The sequence below is a fragment of the Halobacillus sp. B29 genome (assembly GCF_052246755.1).
GTDB lineage: Bacteria > Bacillota > Bacilli > Bacillales > Halobacillaceae > Halobacillus > Halobacillus halophilus.
Genome location: NZ_JBQQCM010000001.1, coordinates 263,659 through 283,449, shown reverse-complemented (window position 1 = coordinate 283,449; position 19,791 = coordinate 263,659). Strand labels below are relative to the sequence as shown.

General features: G+C 40.6%; 16 protein-coding genes. 5 read left to right on the top strand and 11 right to left on the bottom strand.

What is annotated here, in order from left to right; all coding sequences use genetic code 11:
* Positions 1-2 precede the first annotated feature (2 nt).
* The gene (locus ACTWP7_RS01335) at positions 3-2,096 is read right to left on the bottom strand and encodes a BglG family transcription antiterminator (RefSeq protein WP_443121712.1); all 2,094 of its coding nucleotides are present in this window, start codon (positions 2,094-2,096) and stop codon (positions 3-5) included.
* Between the two features lie 91 nt (positions 2,097-2,187).
* The gene (locus ACTWP7_RS01330) at positions 2,188-3,981 is read right to left on the bottom strand and encodes a PTS mannitol-specific transporter subunit IIBC (protein ID WP_443121711.1); all 1,794 of its coding nucleotides are present in this window, start codon (positions 3,979-3,981) and stop codon (positions 2,188-2,190) included.
* Between the two features lie 407 nt (positions 3,982-4,388).
* On the opposite strand from ACTWP7_RS01330, the gene ACTWP7_RS01325 reads away from it, so the two are divergent.
* Both ACTWP7_RS01325 and ACTWP7_RS01320 read left to right on the top strand, forming a co-directional pair.
* On the top strand, positions 4,389-5,315 hold the full coding sequence (locus tag ACTWP7_RS01325; RefSeq protein WP_443121869.1) for a TIGR03571 family LLM class oxidoreductase: 927 nt from the start codon (positions 4,389-4,391) through the stop codon (positions 5,313-5,315).
* Positions 5,316-5,401: 86 nt separating this feature from the next.
* Positions 5,402-6,103 (top strand): DUF5694 domain-containing protein, encoded by a 702-nt coding sequence (locus ACTWP7_RS01320; protein WP_443121710.1) that lies wholly within the window; start codon positions 5,402-5,404, stop codon positions 6,101-6,103.
* A 73-nt stretch (positions 6,104-6,176) separates the two neighbouring features.
* On the opposite strand, the gene ACTWP7_RS01315 is transcribed toward ACTWP7_RS01320, so the two are convergent.
* Both ACTWP7_RS01315 and ACTWP7_RS01310 read right to left on the bottom strand, forming a co-directional pair.
* Complete coding sequence (locus ACTWP7_RS01315; RefSeq protein WP_443121709.1) at positions 6,177-6,392, bottom strand: DUF3951 domain-containing protein; 216 nt, start codon at positions 6,390-6,392, stop codon at positions 6,177-6,179.
* Positions 6,393-6,459: 67 nt separating this feature from the next.
* A complete protein-coding gene (locus ACTWP7_RS01310) occupies positions 6,460-8,100 on the bottom strand; it encodes a BCCT family transporter (protein ID WP_443121708.1) in 1,641 nt (546 codons plus the stop codon).
* A gap of 277 nt (positions 8,101-8,377) precedes the next feature.
* Between ACTWP7_RS01310 and ACTWP7_RS01305 the strand changes: the two genes are divergently transcribed.
* Positions 8,378-9,745, top strand: a complete 1,368-nt coding sequence (locus ACTWP7_RS01305; RefSeq protein ID WP_443121707.1) for a hypothetical protein — start codon at positions 8,378-8,380, stop codon at positions 9,743-9,745.
* Between the two features lie 362 nt (positions 9,746-10,107).
* Entirely contained in the window at positions 10,108-10,386 is a 279-nt protein-coding gene (locus ACTWP7_RS01300) for a hypothetical protein (RefSeq protein ID WP_443121706.1), read from the top strand.
* A 619-nt stretch (positions 10,387-11,005) separates the two neighbouring features.
* Here the strand turns inward: ACTWP7_RS01300 and ACTWP7_RS01295 are convergent.
* Positions 11,006-11,260, bottom strand: coding sequence for a hypothetical protein (locus ACTWP7_RS01295; RefSeq protein ID WP_014642143.1), 255 nt, complete (start codon positions 11,258-11,260; stop codon positions 11,006-11,008).
* Between the two features lie 380 nt (positions 11,261-11,640).
* Entirely contained in the window at positions 11,641-12,063 is a 423-nt protein-coding gene (locus ACTWP7_RS01290) for a hypothetical protein (RefSeq protein WP_443121705.1), read from the bottom strand.
* A 236-nt stretch (positions 12,064-12,299) separates the two neighbouring features.
* Between ACTWP7_RS01290 and ACTWP7_RS01285 the strand changes: the two genes are divergently transcribed.
* Positions 12,300-12,803: a cupin domain-containing protein gene (locus ACTWP7_RS01285; protein ID WP_443121704.1), complete on the top strand. Its 504-nt coding sequence runs from the start codon at positions 12,300-12,302 to the stop codon at positions 12,801-12,803.
* A 52-nt stretch (positions 12,804-12,855) separates the two neighbouring features.
* Here the strand turns inward: ACTWP7_RS01285 and ACTWP7_RS01280 are convergent, their stop codons facing one another.
* From ACTWP7_RS01280 to ACTWP7_RS01260, 5 genes are all read right to left on the bottom strand, one after another.
* Positions 12,856-13,281 carry a GNAT family N-acetyltransferase gene (locus ACTWP7_RS01280; RefSeq protein ID WP_443121703.1) on the bottom strand — a complete coding sequence of 142 codons (426 nt, stop codon included), beginning with the start codon at positions 13,279-13,281 and terminating at the stop codon, positions 12,856-12,858.
* A gap of 107 nt (positions 13,282-13,388) precedes the next feature.
* On the bottom strand, positions 13,389-14,963 hold the full coding sequence (gene mbcS / locus ACTWP7_RS01275) for an acyl-CoA synthetase MbcS (protein WP_443121702.1): 1,575 nt from the start codon (positions 14,961-14,963) through the stop codon (positions 13,389-13,391).
* 445 nt (positions 14,964-15,408) lie between these two features.
* Positions 15,409-16,257 carry a YitT family protein gene (locus ACTWP7_RS01270; protein ID WP_443121701.1) on the bottom strand — a complete coding sequence of 283 codons (849 nt, stop codon included), beginning with the start codon at positions 16,255-16,257 and terminating at the stop codon, positions 15,409-15,411.
* A gap of 333 nt (positions 16,258-16,590) precedes the next feature.
* The gene (locus ACTWP7_RS01265) at positions 16,591-18,462 is read right to left on the bottom strand and encodes an ATP-binding protein (RefSeq protein WP_443121868.1); all 1,872 of its coding nucleotides are present in this window, start codon (positions 18,460-18,462) and stop codon (positions 16,591-16,593) included.
* Positions 18,463-18,639: 177 nt separating this feature from the next.
* A complete protein-coding gene (locus tag ACTWP7_RS01260) occupies positions 18,640-19,506 on the bottom strand; it encodes a DNA-3-methyladenine glycosylase family protein (protein WP_443121700.1) in 867 nt (288 codons plus the stop codon).
* Positions 19,507-19,791 lie beyond the last annotated feature (285 nt).

Below are 19,791 nucleotides of genomic sequence, written 5' to 3'. Positions count from 1 at the left end.
TATTAAGATATTTTTTTCTTAAAAAACTGATGAAGCTGATTAGACACATAATTTTTAATTTGGTCTTCTTCTTCTTTTTCAAGCACCCTCACCATTTCAGGTTCCTCAATCAGCATAGAGCTCAAGAAGCTGATCACCTCAAGCCCCTCTTTACTTATATCCTGTGGGGCCAGCATAAGGATAAACACGGACGACAGCATCATTTCGCCATCCATTCCCGTAACTTCCAGGGCTTCGTTAAGCTTAATAATGGTGAAGGTCGGCTCATTTATAGCCGGATGCCTTGTATGATACAAGGTAAGAGTGGTCTCTGGAATCCCTAGTCCTCCCACAGTTTCCCTGTTCACTAAGGCTTCCGTAATGGCTTCCGCTTCTGTGAGCATGTTTTTGTTCTGTAATGTGAGACACACATCTTGAAGAATCTCTTGTTTAGATATACTTGAGTGGCTAAGCACGTACAAACCGTTTAACAACTGTCCAACGGTTGCAGCATAGCGCTGAATACCGCCTACAGAATCTTGGATGGCCTGGAGGGTCTCATCTTCTTGAGCCACGTTTTCTTTGAACGGCTTCATACTTTCCATAATCTTCAATTTTCGAATTCGGTGTTCCAGCCGCTGAATGTCCGCATTTGGAAGCATCGGGTTGACTAGTACATAATCCTCCATACTATCCAGCGGAATGGTAGATACGACTAAATCATACTCCTCTTTTGTTATTTGATCTAAGTCGAACAGAGACTGGTGATCCACTTCTTCAATCTCCAAAAATTGTTTTTTAAGCTTAGCGGCTAAAATTTTGGCGGTACCTATGCCGCTTGAACAGACCACTAACGCTTTAAGACCGCGTGAATCTTCCATATTTAGCAAAGCACTGGCAAAGTGCATCACTAGAAAAGCCGTCTCCTCTTTCGGAAAAGTAATGGTTGGGAAAACAAATTCTGTGGCTCGTGCAAGTGTTAGGAATAATTCTGGATAGTCCTGCTCAATTTGTTCCCTCAGTGGATTTTTAATATCCATTCCCTGGTAGATCCGGTACAAACTCGGCTTCAGATGCACCACTAGATCATTCAACAACTGATCTGACTGGTGAAGATTCTGATGTAAGGCGTTCGATACAAATTCAATCAGCTGCTTTGCTTTAAAAGCAACACTCAAACTGCTATCTTCCAGAATGTAGTCCTGATTGTACCGGACTTTGGCCCCCATTAGATGCATCGTAATGTAGCCGGTTTCCGCTTTTGGAATCGATAACTCAAAGATTTCTTCTAACTTGCTTATTAATTTTCCGGCAATATCAAACTCTTTCGTTGACTGAAGACGAGCCAAATACTCGTCTTCCATTTGAATAAATTCCCCTTGCTGGAGACGTTCAATCGCTAAGGCCAAATGAATGACCAATCCAATATAAGCACTGTCAGCCAAATGATAAGGCAGCTCCGCCCGAATAGAATTCACGGTCTGTTCAATGGTACTGATGTTTTGACGATCAACGAGACCAAGCAAATGATCGGAGACGGCATCCAGCGAAGGTGCAGCAGGAGATTGGATGTTCTCTCGAAGTAATTTAAGAAAATCGTGCTCATTCATATGCTGCATAATGATATATTGGATAGCTTCACGGATGTTGCCTTCTTCTCCCTGAACTTCCACTCCGTAGCCACGCTTACGGATCAGCTGGAGTTGAAATTTAACAAGGATTTCTTCAATCTTATCCAGATCATGACTGATCGTGGCAACGGTGACACCAAGTTCGTTTGATAAAGTCATGAGTTTAACTGGTTCCTGGGACTCAAGCAGCCAGGAAAGAATGAGCACATGACGTTCTTCAGGTGTGTAATCTACAGAGTTTTGTTCATTTATTGACATTCTTAAATCCTGGCGTCTTTCTTCTTCGCCAAGAATGGCTATTCCTTTTCCGGTTTTTTTCTCTAAGGATAACCCGTTGCTTTCCAGTATATCTTCTACGCCTTTTAAATCTCGATGAATCGTTCGAGCACTCACATCTAAAGATTCCGCCAGGTCTTTAATGGTTAGATCTTGAGGAGTCTCAAGCAGCATTTCAATCAGTCTTCGTTCTCGTGCTGAGACATACATACATCCTTCCACTCCTCTCTGTCCGTCAGCCATTGGGAATGATATTCGGACAGAAAAGAGTCTGGTCCAACAGACTCTTTTCTACTTTTCATTATTTCTGCAACTCTTCTACCAACTCATCATACTTCGGACTGTTTAAGAAATTATCAACGGACACATGATGAGCACTTGGAACTTTTTGTTTCGCTCGCTCTGTTAGGTCTTTATGAGTAATAACGATATCAACATCCTGCGGCAGATCATTAATCGCCATGTTCGTCACATTAATATCGATTCCTGCTTTCTTGAATTTGTTTTTCAAGAGGGATGAGCCCATCGCGCTGGATCCCATTCCGGCATCGCAGGCAAAAATAATTTTGTCGACTTTAGAAGCATCTACATCAGGTACTTCCGCTGTGCCGCCAGTTTCTTCAGTAGTAGATTTGTTTTGCAGCTCTTCAACAAGCTCATCGTATTTTGGGCTATTCAGGAAGTTATCAACGGAAATGTGGTGAGCATTCGGAACTCTCTGTTTCGCACGCTCCGTTAAATCTTTATGAGTAATGACGACATCTACATCCTGAGGCAGGTCGTTAATCGCCATATTCGTTACTTCAATATCAAGGTCCGCTTTTTTAAACTTATTCTTTAATAAGGATGACCCCATGGCACTAGAACCCATTCCGGCATCGCAGGCGAAAATGATTTTATCAACTTTGGAGTAATCAAGCTTAGGAACCTCAGCTGTATTACGGTCTTCCGCTGAAGCTTCTGCAGACTGTTTACCAGATAGTTGGCCGGAGACACTGCTCTTCTTCCCTTTCATACCTTCCATCTTAGACGTTGCTTCTTCAATATCTCCCTCGTCTTCACCTTTGCTGGCTTTCAAAATAATCGAGGATACGATAAATGAAACAACAGCTGCTACAGCTACACCAGCAGCAACTCCAAGATAATTACCTCTTGGTGTCATACCCATAATCGCTATGATACTTCCAGGTGACGCTGCGGCGGTCAGTCCAGCATTGAAGAAAGCAAAAGTAGCTGTACCTGAGATACCACCAGCAATCGCGCCTAATATGACAAGTGGCTTGGATAAAATATACGGGAAATAAATCTCATGGATTCCGCCAAAGAATTGAATGATTGCTGCACCTGGTGCTGTTTGTTTAGAAACTCCTTTTCCAAAGAACATAAAGGCGAGTAATACGCCAAGTCCAGGACCAGGGTTTGCTTCAAGTAAGAATAGAATGGATTTTCCTGTTTCTAGAGATTGTTCTGTACCAAGCGGCGTTAAAATTCCATGGTTAATGGCGTTGTTCAGAAATACCACTTTGGCAGGTTCAATGAATAAGTTGGCTAATGGTAATAAACCAGCTGAGATTAGGAAATCTACTCCTACACCAAGAAGTTCGGTGATCCCTGAAAAGAGCGGACTTAACGTAAAGTAAGCAAGTACGGCTAGTACCGCTCCTAATATTCCTGCTGAAAAGTTATTAACGAGCATTTCAAAGCCTTGTCGAACTTTTCCTTCAAAGAATTCGTCCACTTTTTTCATGGCATAACCAGCAATCGGACCAGCAACCATGGCACCAAGGAACATTGGTGTGTCCGGCGAGCCGACAATTACACCCATGGCAGCCGTGGCGGCGACAACTCCCCCTCGCAACCCATGAATCAACCGTCCACCGGTAAAAGCAATTAATAATGGCAATAGATAAGTGATCATTGGTCCAACCATTGCCGCTAAATCTTCATTAGGATAGTAACCATCCTGGATAAATAAAGCGGTGATAATTCCCCAGGCAATAAAAGCAGCAATATTCGGCATAATCATACTACTTAAAAAGCTGCCGAACTTCTGGACTCTTGCCCTCACTCCCACTTTCTCTTGTTGTTCACTCATTTTGTTTCCTCCTTCGTCTCTCAACGCTTTTTTCTCTTTGTCTGTAATTTTATTTTAAAGCGGTTACAGTGCTATATACAATACAATCTAAACGCATGTTTGTCAGAGTCATTGTTGACATTATTAAATAAAGACCCTATTTCAGTCATTTTTTATCAAGATAATCACCTTACATAGGTATAGTTATGCCCGGCAGATTTTTCATTTATGTTATGGTAAATACCCTGGTTGGAATGACAAACCTGTGATTGGTGATGTAAATCCTCATACTTCTAACATGGATTCTGACAATTTGTTTACAATGTCTGTTGTTCGCACTTCTTCTCTTTCCTCTTTATAATAGGAAGCATCATCATTACCACGGAGGAGGTCCTGCCTTGTTCGAACAGCATAAAGGCTTTCAAAAAATGCTTAAGAAAGACGAACTATCATTTGGTGTGAATGTCCCGCTTGAAAATTATGATAAAGAACCACCTCAAATGATTCATCAAGTTAAAAGAGCTCAGCTTGCCGAAAAAATGGGCTTTCAGTGCTTATGGTTCCAGGATGTACTACTTGAAGACCCTACATTTGAAGATCCGGCTACCGGACAAATTTTCGACAGCTTAATTTATCTTACTTATCTCGCCTCCCAAACCTCGTCTATTCATTTAGGAACAGCGGCTCTGGTCACGTCCCTGCGTCATCCGCTTCGCACGGCCAAAGAAGCTGCCAGTATTGAGCGGCTTTTTCCTGAACGGCTCATGCTCGGAATTTCTTCTGGCGACCGAAGGAAAGACTTTGAAGGCCTGGGGATTGATATTATGAAACGAGGTGAGTTGTTTCGCGAGAGTTTTCATTATTTCAATGAAGTTATTGCAGAGGAATTTCCGGAGGTGGAGTCAAAGTTCGGAAAGCTGCACAAGTCGAATCTGGTTCCTAAGCCTACACATAACCTCCCGATCTTTATGACGGGCTATTGCCAGCAAACCCTGGACTGGGTTGCTGAACATGGAGATGGCTGGATGTTCTACCCGCAGCGTCCTGAGAAGCAGGAAGAGATCATTTCAGCTTACAGAGAAAAAGTGAAAGAATATCATGGTTCTGGTGCTTTTCGTCCCTTTTTCATGCCTCTTCCGCTGGAATTAATGGACGATCCTGATTACCCGCTCGAGAAAATACCTGCCGGCTATCGAACAGGAAGAAAACGTGCCGTCGAACTGCTTGAGGAATATAGAAAAGCGGGTGTGAACCATATCATGTTTGGTCTATCCAAAAATGAACGCCCCGTTCCTGAGATACTTCAAGAACTGGGAGAATATGTACTGCCCCACTTTAATAAACCAGCAGAATGATCATGTTAAAACCTTCCACCTCAGGTCATCCATAATATGGATGACCTGAGGTGGGTAAAACTGGGATAATGTTAGGAGAATGATAAATGAGTAAACCTGAAGTTATGCTTCTCGGTACATTTCATATGGCAATGGAACCTCAAACCGTAAATGAGCAGCAGGATCATATCCACACCGTCGTCGAAGCTTTTAAGAAATATAATCCAACTAAAATTGCTGTTGAAAAGTCCTTTCTCATTGAGGAGGAACTCGATCGTAAATATCGGGAATTTCTATCCGGTGAATTGAAACCTACTTACGATGAAGTCGAACAAATTGCTTTCAGACTGGCTCATGAACTAGAACATCCTCGGGTATATCCCGTTGATGAAGTGGTAGACATGAATACACCTTCTTTAAATCAAGTGTTTGAATGGGCTAAAGAACATCAGCCTGAACTATTCCAGGAGATTCTCGAAGTCCAGTCGAAGTTGAAGAAGATGGAAAATGACGAAGATCTGCTGCATTCCCTCTCTTATATTAATCGGCCCGATTATATCCAGGAGCTGCAAAGAGTATACATGAAGCTTGCAAAAGTGGGAGACCGCCAGCATCAGGTCGGGGTTCAATGGTTGAAACAATGGCATCATCGGGATTTAGCCATCTCCGCCAATATTGCGCGGATAGCTGGTCCCCATGATCGAATCTTGGTTTTAATTGGAGGCGATCACCTTCACCTGCTTAATCAGTTCTTAAGCGACAGCGGAGACTTTATCATTCAGTCACCTCGGTCCTATCTTCCAAAATAGAGCCATACAAAATATCCCACCTCAGGTCATCCAATAATTGGATGACCTGAGGTGGGAAGTATTGGAACTATCTCTATGGTTTTTCATTAGGATCTTTTTCTTCTTCTTGGAGGAAGTCTTCTTCTTCATGGAACTCCTGACTGGTTTGTCCAGTTATATAGTCAAAAGGAGTGTAGGAATGGGATGTGTCTATAGACTCTTTCTTTACAAACAACTTATAAGCTATCAGAATAATCAATACACTTAAAGCTGCCCCAACGATTAATATTCCGAAAGCATTTAATATCATAAGAGCCCTCCTTTTGATCTATTTTAACACGAAAAGCCTCCGCGCCATGCACGGAGGCTTCCCTTACTTATTTGTCCTCTTCATCATTATCTTTATTTTTTTCTTCAAGTACTTCGAGAGCTGATCTTCTGCGTTTCTTGCCTTTCTTCTTCCAGCGTTCGATGTGAATCGTTGAGGACTGATAGTCATCAGAGGCCCGAATATCTTCGCTTGAGGCTCTCATAAAGGACCAGGCTAATAAAATCATAATGAAAATCAGCGGAAATCCTCCCACGATACTTGCCGTCTGGAGTGTACCCAAACCACCAAGGAACATGAGCGCAAGCGGCATTAGGCATAGAGCGAACGCCCAAAACAGTCGGTTCCAGCGCATTGGCTCGCCTTCTACACTCTTTTGAACAACAGAAGCAAGGATGTAGGAGGAAGAATCGAATGTCGTCGCCAGAAATATGATAGCAAGCACAGTAAAGGCGAGCACCATGAATTTAGCAAGCGGCAGTTGATTAATAATAGCAATAATCGTTGCCGGAGCTCCATTTTGATCCATAAAACCAACCGCATCAAACGATCCAGTCAGCTGCATGTATAAACCGAAGTTACCCATGATTCCAAAGAACAAGATACAGCCGATTGTTCCATAAATCATCGTTCCAAGAACCATTTGTCGAATGGTTCTCCCTCTTGAAATTCGGGCAACAAACAGACCTACGAACGGGGCATAAACAAGCCACCAGGCCCAATAGAAAATAGTCCAGGATTCTGGGAAATTAGTCTCACCAAATGGACCTATACCTGCAAAAGGCTCCATCCATGTAGCCATTTTAAAGAAATTATCTGCGAGTATTCCAAGACCGTTAACCGTCGTTTCACTAATGAACCGGGTAGGCCCAAAGATGAAAACAAAGGCCAGAATAAACAAGGATAACCAAAGGTTGATGTCACTGAGAACTTTAATACCTCTTTTAAGCCCCGAATACGAACTGATCGCAAAAATCAATGTACATAACAGCATAATGAAAGATTTCAATCCAAGATTCGCCGGGATACCTGTTAGACTATTAACACCTTCAGCAATCATAGGCGTACCAAGCGCAAGCGTCGTCCCTGCACCGCCCAGCAGTCCAAACATAAACAAAACATCTATTACAGTTCCAAGAGGCCCGTCTACTGATTTTCCTAACACAGGACGCACAGCTTCGCTTACTTTAAGTACCGGCTTCTTCCTTACATAATAGAAATAAGCAATTGGTAAAGCAGGAAGCGTATAAATAGCCCATGCAATAGGACCCCAGTGAAAAATTCCGTAAGCGGAGGCCCACTGAATGGCTTCTTGAGACTCAGGAGTTACCCCAAATGGAGGCCCCTGATAATAATAAGCCCATTCTATTACTGCCCAATATAGAATACTCGAACCAATCCCTGCAGCAAATAACATAGCCGCCCAGGAAAACGTGTTGAATTCAGGCTTTTCTCCTTCATCACCTAATTTAATCGAACCATTTTTACTGAACGCTACAAATAATAGAAAAGCAAAAACAACAAAGCCCATAATCATGTACAGCACGCCAAAGTTACCTGTCATAAAACTATTGGCGTCAGCCACAAAAGTTTTTCCGGCTTCAGGGAACAAAATTAGTGGAAGCGTAACCGCTACCAGCAAAATTAATGCGCCTATAAATGTAGGCCAATCAATCAATTTCGTCTTCATTTCAAAGCATCCTTTCTGACTTATCTGCTAGTTGTTAGTTTGTTCCTAAGTAAGCAATTCATTCTTTCTGGAAAAAAGAGGGGATAAAGAGGGGGGTAAGATATAGACAAGCTTAAGCTTAACAAGTGGATACACATATGCCAAATCCACAAAACGATACTTGAGTCTAAATATATTAAAAACCCACTGTCTGGAAGATTTATCCCATGCAAGTTGACTTTTTACTTCTATTCTTGGACGATTATAACGAGATGCTTAAAATTAGGGGAGTTTGTTTATGGAATACACATATAAAAAAATTTTAAAACCCTCTTTATATACCATTTTTATCCTTATTTACCTAATATCTCTTTTTATGGATAATAATTACATAATCTATTTATTAGGCTGCTCCGCACTGGTTATTATTCCGGTTTCCTTTAAAGGAGCGAGTCGTACGTTTCAAATCATTTCTACTATATTTGTTTTTGCCGGATTCCTGATCTTTAGCTTCTCCGGCGAAAACTGGCTGACTCTCCCCTTACATTTTACTTCTACGGCTTTACTTCTTAGTCTTTTATATTTCCTACCCTTTGTTAACAATCTTATGGTGGTGGGCAAATATGACCAAGAACTGCAGAATCTGCTGCAGCTAAGAACAAAACATCTAGGTCAGCTATATTACCGAAGTTCTTTAATTGCTTACATTCTCTGTCTTTTTGTCTTTTTTTCGGCTATTACTATTGTGCAGGGAGTGGTAAAGGATTCAGCACAGAAACTCAGCAAATCACGTCTTGATCCATTTTCCAGCCAATCCATCCTCCGCTCCTTTGCACTGGCCAACGTATGGAGTCCTATAGAAATTTTTATCGCCCTCACTGTTACGATTACAGGAGTAGCTTACTTTGAATTGCTGCCGTGGGCTCTATTTTTTTCTATTTCACTATTGCTCATCGACTGGTGCATTGGATGGTTCACTTACAGACAAGAGGTTTATGAAGCACCGGAAACTTCCTCAGAGACATCCGGCAGTCAATTAATGGGGAAAGTCAGCTACTTACTCGGCATGCTGTTTTTATTTATTTTTCTCGCCTTTGGGGTACAGAAGCTACTAAGTATTACTTATTTTAATGCCGTTATCCTATTGATTTTGCCTTTCACTCTGTTATGGGCGCTTACGATAAAACAACTGAAAGAATTTATAAGCTACAACAAAAAAAACTGGGTTCCCCAGGTCAACGGCTTACAGAACCTAATGCTTTTGTTTATATCACTTGGTTTTTTCAGTGAAATGTTTGAACAGACTACAATGATTAATATGATTCAAACGCCCTTATTGCAATTATCTTCCTTGCCTTTACTGTTGTTCATAGCTATTCAGCTGGTTTCCTTGCTCTTCTCATTAATCGGCATCCATCCCTTAGTAACTATTAGCCTGATGGGAACCTTAATCCAGCCGTTACTGACCGAATTAAATCCTTTAAGTCTCGCTATTGTACTGTTAACATCCACCCTCGCGAGTGACGCTGCAGGTACATTTAATACGACCGTCACCATCATGAGCCAGTTAACAGGCAGGAATCCTTACCGCATAACGAAATGGAATATTGGTTTTGCTATATGGTTTGGAACTGCAGGAAGTCTGCTCGGATGGATGCTTCTCTAAAAATGGCTCTGGCAGAGTTTATTGTTGATTTTTCATAAGGTGTCTATTTCGGAAGAGGGCCGGATTGTGGAAGACTCAGTTTCGAGACTTTTGTGGGAATTAGGTCCTGCGGGGGACGATTTCGACCAGCTGCATCGCCCAGACACGACCAGCATAAGCCGACCATCAAAAGGATTACGGTTTCTCAATCCGTTAATGAGCGGTTTATGTCTCGAGTGTCTGGGTGATGGAACAAGACGAGTTGTTTCCGTAGCCGCCCTCCCCTTTTTGGCAAAGGATCCAAGTTATCTTAAGCAGACTGGAGCTTTACCTTTAAATCAAAAATGAAGTTTAACAAAGCCATAAAAATTAGGAGGGGTATTATGTTCAAGGAGAAAAAAGAATGGGGAGATTGGGTTAATCCTCTTTACCTCCCTCTATTCACAGCCATTCCCATTGATTTATGGCTCATAATAAAAAAAGGACCCTACGCAAGCGTAGAATTATCCATGTATATCATAGCTATTTTATTTCTTATCTATTCAGGGGCTGTAGAAACCAGCCAGGAGGAAGTTAAGCACCGAGTTTTCGGGTATATTTACCTTGTCTCGGCGCTTGTTTTTGGAGCTGTAGGCCTTATGCTTTGGCTGGGCAACTCTTAATTAAATCTGTTATACTTCCATGTCGTTATTAAGGTAAAGCTCCCATTACTTGAATACTCAGTTTCGAGATAGTTGGGAGTCCATTACTCTATGTGGAAGAGGGCTGGTGGGGAAATAACTCGCTTTCCTATGGGGGGAACGGTGAGCTTCCTCGCTCGTTTCACTCCCTGTAGGATCTCACCTAGTCCCTTCTCCCATGGAAGTCTCGTCATTTCCCCACCAACCCAACGATATCTAGTGAACGGACCCTGCTATAGGAGACAGGAGCCATGCTGCATTTGCCTCTAATGCTTCTATAACAAGGTTCCTACACGTAAACAAACATTAAAACTCAGGGTGGATTATAGATGATCCTTGTTCATTGAAAGGTGTTTATTCAGAGAATTTCGAGCGCTCCGTGATCGCATAGGGGCGGAAGGGAACGGCGAAGACTCCTGCGGGATGAACAGATCCCGCAGGGCTGTTAATCCCGAGGAAGCTCACCACATGCCCGCGGAAAGCGAGCCGTTCCCTTCCGCCCCTTTCTCCAGACAATATCTCGAAACGGAGTCTTCAACTACCCGGCCCTATTGCGTAATACGCCTTATGAAAAATCATCAATAAACTATAACAGAGCCAATTAAATAAAGAAAAGCCACGGGAGTATCATTGGGATCGTAATAATAATGGTGACAATCAGCCACGCACTTGGATTTTCACTCGTTAATTGCTTCCGATAAGACATTCCCCACGCTAAAAGTAACAACACGGACATGATGATACTGCGAAAATGAAGGTCCCCATCTTTATTGTTTACAAAGATGTAGACACCTCCCTCAATGAGAATCAGAATCCCAACCAGTATGTTAAAGATATGAGTAAATATCCTGCTCATTTTATGCACTCCTCGTTGTTGTCTTATTCATTTTAACCTCTTCAAGTATATTACATTCTTTTTATTTTTTTGACTATCATAAACATTTTATGGAGTTTTCATTAGACGATTTCTTTCACATTTTCTTCTTGATTCTCAGTCAAGTTCCCGATTCTTTAAGACTCAGCTTCAACCCTGCACGACACAGGAAAGTGTTCTTTATTGGAACTGCCCTGAAAGATATGACCAGCGTCAGCCGACCCTCAAAAAGAATTGCGTTTTTCCATTCATTGATGAGAGGCTTACGTCCCGAATATCTGAGTGGTTAAACAAAACGAGATCTTCCGGAAGGAATCATTATTTTCTTAACAAAAACTAGCCAGCCTGTGAAAACTGGCTGGCTAGTACTTATTAAATAACTTCTCAAGTGGCTGCGTAATTTCGTAAATGGCACCTTTCTCCTTCAGAATCTTCCAATGATCCGCGTAAAAGTAAATCTCTAATAAAGTATGATGATTACTTGAAAGTTTTAAGGCGCCTTCGACATCTTCTGACAGTTCCGCATCCTCTTCAGGTGGAGATTGTTTTAACGTTCTTAATAAGGTTTTAATCTCCTGTTCTGTATTAATCGTAACAGTCTGTCTACCATCCTCTAAATTATAATAAGTCAGAGTCATTGGACGTTCATATTCATGCCAATCATGAGGTGTAACTGCATCCTGGCTGAATTTTACCGGATTAAAGAAATACCTTTGATCTATGTAAACTAGAGATAAAATTATCGTAAATAGAATCCCCATTATCATGATTATTTTCTTTGCCATTTGCTCACCTCGTTTATTATTCTAACAATATTAGTAATATCTTTCCAATTCAACAAGCACATTTTTAAACTATTTACATTATGTTAAATACAATATTTAATTATCTAGCATAAATTGCGACTCTGTATTATCATACGATCATAAGTTGGTAATAGTTTCATTTATATTCAAAAAATGTTTATCTTCTTTTATGTATGGTTATGTTTCACTGGAAGAGATAATGAAAGGAGAGACTCATGAACACAAGTATAGATCACATTTTGCTGAAAGAGGATGGCTATTATCCAAACCACCCCTATTTTCCAGCGTTAGTATATCGTCAGGCAATGGATATGCCAACAAGGGAAGCTGAAAGATTATTCAAGAAAAACCGGTGGTCCAACACATGGGTGGGCGGAATATTTGATTACCACCATTACCATAGCCGAACGCACGAAATTCTAGGTGTGATAGAAGGATCAGCCCGCTTGAAGCTAGGCGGACCGCACGGACAAACCCTGGAGGTTAAAAAAGGAGATTTAATTATTCTTCCAGCCGGCGTGGCTCATAAAAATGAAGGGGCCACTGTTGATTTCCAAGTTCTTGCTGCCTACCCATATGGTGAATCATTTGACTTAAAAACAGGTGATAAAAAGGAATACGAGGAAGCTCTTTCTAAAATTCCTGATGCGCCGGCTCCTGCAGCAGATCCCCTCTTAGGAGAAAATGGACCGTTAATGGAATTATGGAACCGGTCATAAATAATAAAATCCGCTTTAAGGTAAATTCTTAAAGCGGATTTTGATTAGAAATTCATAGCTTTTTATAGAAACCAGTAGCTTTTCCGACAAAACCAAATCCCTCGTAGATCTTATGGGTTACTTCACGTTCTTTACGGTTACCACTGTTTAACTGAATCGTTTTGGCACCTTTAACCTTTGACCAGTGCTCTGCCTCTCTCATGAGTAATCTTCCTACACCTTCTCCTTGATGTTTTCTATCTACTACAAAAGCAATGACTCGAACATGAGGGCTATCGGTATGATAGGCATAACTGAAATTCATCCCAATCATGCCAATGACCCCTTCAGTTGAGTCATATACAAAGGTTTTGAAATCCTCATGAGGCAAAATCACTTCTAAGCGCCGCCTCATCTCGTTTTCTGTGGCTGGATAACCTAATGTTTTCATAAGTTCTGCCAGGTTATTGGCATCATCTATGACAGCTTCTCTAATCATTGACTCATTCTCCTATCCACTCCCTAAAAAAGACCCATTGATGAGTTTTCTCAGCAACAGGTCTTGTCTTTCAGTTACAGTCTCAGATAAGCTTCTTATTAGGCAACCTATCTGGAAGCATTTTCTTTTTTACGAAGCTCTACGCGACGGATTTTTCCGGACGTCGTTTTAGGAAGTTCTTCGGTGAACTCGATTTTTCTCGGATATTTATAAGGTGCCGTGGTGTTCTTAACATGGTCCTGTAATTCTTTTACTAGATTGTCTGTTGGCTCATAGTTGTTCTGAAGTACAATAAAAGCTTTAACAACATTACCACGAACCTCATCAGGGCTTGAAACTACAGCACACTCCTGCACAGCTTTATGCTTCACGAGAGCATCTTCTACTTCAAAAGGTCCAATGGTGTAACCGGAACTGATAATAATATCATCACTGCGACCTTCAAACCAGAAATACCCATCTTCATCTTTTCTCGCCTGGTCCCCTGTCACATAATAATGTCCACGATGAGACATTTTTGTGCGTTCCGGATCCTTATAATACTCTTTGAACAAGGCAGGAGTATCCAGATGCACAGCGATATCTCCAACTTCTCCCGTTTCCACAGGTTCAGCAAGTTCATCAATAATTTCAACTTGATTCCCTGGTGTAGGACGTCCCATGGAACCAGGACGGACCTCCATATCTTTCAAAATTCCTACTAAAAGAGTATTCTCTGTCTGACCATAACCATCCCTAACCGTTACATTGAAATGATTCTTAAAAGTATCAATAACTTCCCTGTTTAGTGGTTCACCTGCAGAAACAGCGCTGTGCAGTCCAGCAAGCTTATAATCATCAAGATTATCTACTTTAGCCATCAGGCGGTATTCAGTTGGTGTACAGCATAAAACGTTAACATTGTGCTCATCCATAAGGCTTAAATAGGTTTTCGGATTAAATTTCCCTTGATACACGAGACCTCTTGCACCCGTGCCCAGCACGGATAAAAACGGGCTCCACACCCATTTTTGCCAGCCTGGCCCAGCTGTCGCCCATACTGTATCACCATCTTGAATAGCAAGCCACTTATAAGCTGCAGTCTTCAAATGAGCGTATCCCCATCCATGGGTATGAACCACTCCTTTTGGATTGCCTGTCGTTCCAGAAGTGTACGATAAAAAGGCCATATCGTCGCTAGCTGTGTCAGCTGCTTCAAGAGTAGAACTGTAATCCTCTAATAATCCGTCAAAATCAAACCAGCCTTCTTTCGAACCTCCTACAGAAAATTTAAGGAGTTGTTCACTTTCTTTCACTTCATCCAAGTGTTCTGTAAAGGGATGGTAACTGACAACCGCTCGTACGTCCCCATGAGTAATCCGGTACTGAAGGTCTTTCGCACGCAGCATTTCTGAACTTGGAATAATAACTAATCCAGCTTTTAAAGCAGCGATATATACTTGATACGCTTCAATCAATCGAGGAATCATGACAAGGATTTTATCTCCCTTTTGCAAACCATGGTCCAGAAAAGCATTTCCCATCTTGTTTGCCTGATGCAGCAGCTGTTCATATGTAACTTCTTTTCGGCCACCGGCTTCACTCAGCCACAATAAAGCCTTTCGATCAGGATCTTCCGCGAACTTCTCCATCTCTGAAACTACGTTATATCTTTCAGGGGCAATTAATTCTTCACGATCCACTTCATATTCCTCCTCTACCATAATGAGCGTCTGTTCATTTTTTACAGCAAACTAATTATATCAAATATTCTTAATTATTCAATCAATTAAATTTTACCCAGGGCAAATCTATTGAGCTAAGTAAATTGACAGAAAATAATCCCTTCATGTATGATTAACGATAACAAGTTCGTTCGTGAGGAGTGAAACCTTATAATGGAAAGAAAAACCGGAAACATGATAAGCCCATTCCCGCTCTTACTTATCAGTCTTTCCATGATGATTATTTTGTTATTTTTCTGCTTTTCTTATCTAATAGGCAGCTATAATTACTCCATAGCCTCAATTATCGCTGTTAGCTTTATAAATGCCTCTGCATTATTAGGCTTCACACGTATTAAAAAACCTTATAAAAAAGCCTTCAGAATAAAATAATTTCTGAAGGCTTTTTCATGTTCTTATTCAATTAAGCGAGACGTTTGAAATTTTCTCCTAGTATTTCGTTCATGGAATGAACCGTAATAAATGCTCGCTCATCCACAGAGGACATAAATTTTTTCAAGCGAGTGTAATCTTTTCGGTTTAAGATTGTCGTAATGACTTCCTTATCTTCCTGATTAAATGCACCCTTTGCGTGGTGAATCGTTGCCCCGCGCCCCAGCTGCTGAACGATGAAATTACGCACAAGATCACTTTCCCGGCTGATAATGACAATTTCTTTATTGTTATCAAATTGTTGCAGCGTATAGTCTATTACTAGACCATTCAGAATAACTCCGAAGAAAGCATACATACCGACTGTTGGACCAAATATAAAGATGGAAGATGCGGCAATTGCTATGTCAGAGAAAAGCACGCCTTTACCTACTTCAATAGAAAAGTATTTATTTAGAATCATAGCAATGATATCTGTTCCGCCTGTAGAGGCTCCTTGATGAAAAACAATGGCCATTCCAGATGCGGCAATAATTTGACCAATAATTAATTGAATCAGTAAGTCATTGCTTAATGCTTCCTGCATTGGAACATAGGTTTCCAGTCCCCAGACCATGAAAGATAGAGCAAAACTAGCATAGATGGTTTTCGCTCCAAATTGAAAACCTAAGAATATAAAACCAACAATAAACAGAACGATATTTAAGCAGATCATTATCATTCCTAATGATAGATCAGGGATAACTTTATTCAATACGATTGATAAACCACTGACTCCCCCTGTCGCTAGATCGTTTGGGGAAAGGAAAAAGTGAACATTAACCGCTACGCATAAAGCACCTATATTCATCATTAGAAAGGACCATATTTTTTTAAGCATCAGTAAGCCTCCTTTATTCAAATAATGAAAAATATTGTCGAACGAATGAATAGTACAATCGGGATTATAGAGCCCTTTTATGCGTTTGTAAACAGCTATGATTGTAAAAAAGTATTTTATTTTATGTAAGCGATTGAAGCTGAAAAATTCACAATTTTTACTTTTTCAATCCTACCTTTCACTCTTTATATCTAAGTCAAATTCCCTAAATTTCTATTTTACAATTAAGAGTTTCAGTCCGATATAAAAGAAGAAGGAAAAAGAAAGCCACAAAATAAACCACCGCATAAATATGCAGTGGTTTAAAAGAGATCAATTGTTTTCATGACTATTCTATTTTGGCAATCGAACAGTTACCGTTGTTCCTTCTCCCTTTTTACTTTCATATGACATCGTGCCATTAAGATCAGAAACGATTTTTCTCGTAACCATTACTCCTAGTCCTGTTCCTTTTTCTTTGGTAGTGAAGAAAGGCTCACCGATTTTGGCTAGTTCTTGAGAAGTCAATCCAGGACCCTCATCACTAACGGAAATCGTTAGTTCATGACTCGACATTTCCGCGTCAATCACCACTTCCCCGCCGTCCATCACATCAATTGCATTTTTAATTAAATTGATGAGGATCTGGTTCAGACGCTTCGGTTCTGTATCGATTTCACCTTCTAAGCCTTTGTGTTGAAATACAAGCTTCACGCCTTTATCCTTCGCTTCCTGTTCCAGTAAACGAATGACGTAAGAAACAATATGCTCTGGAGCTACTTGTTCTAATTGGATAGATGATTTTGGTTTGGACAACATCATGAAATCCTGTACAATCGCTTCAATCCGGTTCACTTCATCCAGAATAATATCTTGATAATTATCCCTTAATTCTGGATTAGCCGCTCCAATTTGCAGGAATCCTTTTATGGCCGTCAAAGGATTTTTAATCTCATGGGCAATTCCAGCCGACATTTGAGTAATAGTAGAAAGCTGCTGGGATTTTTCTTTCAACTGCTCCATTTCTTTAAACTCAGTTACGTCCTCATGAATTCCTATCACGTAATCGGTTCCATTATTTTCTACTGGAAAACCTCTTGTCCGTATCCATCTCTCTTCTCCATTACTACTTTTCACCCGATATTCTACTTGATGCTTTGTGGTTCGCATCAGCTTCATAGACTCTACGACTTTTGGATGATCTGCCTCATTAATCACACGTAGAATAATGGTTGGGTTCGTAAAGGCTTCGCGGCGGGAAATTCCAAATAAATTTTGGAAAGAAGGACTGATATAATGGATTTCTTTAAACTGAGGATCACAAATCCAAAAGACATCTTTAATATTGTTAGCAAGCAATGCAAAACGTTCCTCTGAATCCTTTAAAGCTTGAAGCTGCTTTTTATATTGAGTGATGTCCTGGGCAAATATCGTTATTCCAAGTTCCGTAGGGTGAACCGTCATCAGTACGACCGTATTAGTCTTTTGAATGAAACCTTCGAATTCACACGTCTCCTGAGTTTCCATGGCCCTTAAATAATGCTGAAAAAAATTATAATATTCATTGATAGGATAAACATCCCATAACTTACGATTACAATTTTGTTCAAAAGAAATGCCAGTGATTTGTTCCATCTTTTGATTCGCGTAAGTGATCTCCCAGTTATGGCTGATAATGGCTAACCCGTGAGGAAACTTGTCTACCAGATGGGTCATTCGATGTTTCAACTGCGAATTCTTAGAAGTTGAATAACGAATGCTCTGTTTTTTCGGTTTTTCAGCTAATGTGCCTTTAAAGGATTTACCAGCGGACAATTTTTCCTCTTCCTTGGTCACTTGTACAGAATCTTCCGGATGAAGTCTCTCGTTTCTCACTTTCTCCCTTAAAGAAAACGCAATCTGACCGTTAGTAAGATGAACCATTTTACAATCCCATGGTCGAAAGGTGTTCCCGTTGTTCACCTGCAGGGAGATGTCACGTAGTCCTTCTGTTAATAACTGGTGTAAAACACGTTGTAAAGTATTTTGACTGGATGAAGGGAAGGATTGAAGCCATTCGGTGAATGATAACTCAACATCTTCCAGCTCAAGTGTCCTTTGCATCTCAGGATTTAGTATAACCTTCTGAAGACGCAAATCCAGTAAACAGCCAGGTGTGCCATTCATACTAAGGACATCCAAAATTTCATTACTATGGACTTGGTCAGAATACCTTTCTCTTATCACCAATATTAAGACCTCTTTTCCTTTACCGTTCAAGATTTTCCAATACGTGTATTATTATAACGCATCAAAGGAAAATTTTGAATATTTTCAAACAATTATTCTTAAAATTTAAGTTTTTATTATCTTTACATTTTATTTAATTAAAATGGATATTATGACTTTATTCTACTTTGTTTATTATTCAATACTTCTCCATAAAGTCAGTGAAGCGTAGCTTTGATAAGGAGGCCAGCTTTCACTGAACGATTCCATCTGTTCTTTGGAAGGCTTATCTTCCAAATTAAAATAGGATTTTAGCGCATTTTGTATACCGATATCTGCTTTAGGCAGCAGATTTTCCCTTCCGACTCCGAACATCAGCCAATTTTCAGCTGTCCAGGGACCAATACCTCTAATTTTTACAAGATGCTTCATAACCTCTTCGTCTGCCTGACGGGCTAACCACTCCAGATCCAACTCACCTTCAACTATTTTACGGGAGGCATCGATCACGTATTCAGCCTTCCTCTGGCTGAACTGAAGCTTTCTCAACTCTTCATAAGGGACATCAGCAACGGTTTCAGGTTCAGGATAAAACCAGACGCCGTCCTTTTGGTATCCCAGCCGTTCGACAAACCGAGTACTTAACGTATGAGCAAATTTCATATTTAACTGCTGATGTATAATGACTTTAACTAAGCAATCGTACAAATGAAAATCCTTGACGATAGGTGTGCCTGGATAAGATGAGAACAAATCTGCAAGGTTGGTGTTAAGAAAATGACTCTGGACGTCCTCAAGATTACGATCCCATTGAAATAAGTATTGCACATGCTGAATCAAAGCTTCTTTGGCCTCTTCATCTTCACTGGAAATACTAAAAGATGGACGAACAGTGGTGCCATGGGCCTGGACTCGGACTACATGAGAACCGTTGTTTAGCTTCACAGGAACATCTACCCACCGCTCATCTTGATCCAACTTCGTTAAAGGGTCATATGACCATCGCTGCAATGTATAATCGAAATCATAATAACTATTTGCTGTAAGTATTTCTTCCCACACCCCTGTAACCTCCTTCGCTCCAAGTGATCCATTATAATGTGTTCCCTTACCTTTTCCCTACTCCATTAATGCCTAATCTAAATTTAATATTACATGCTAAAGTCATTTCTAAATAAAGTCTCACACAATGGGGACTATAATTAAAAAGAAATAACGTGGATATCAAACAGATCCTTTAATAAAAGACTCCGTTAACCGTTATTGCTGTATTTTCCGGAAGTAGAATATTCCACTAACAGGCCGGATACTTGAAGACTCAGTTTCGAGATATTGGTTTGACGTGAA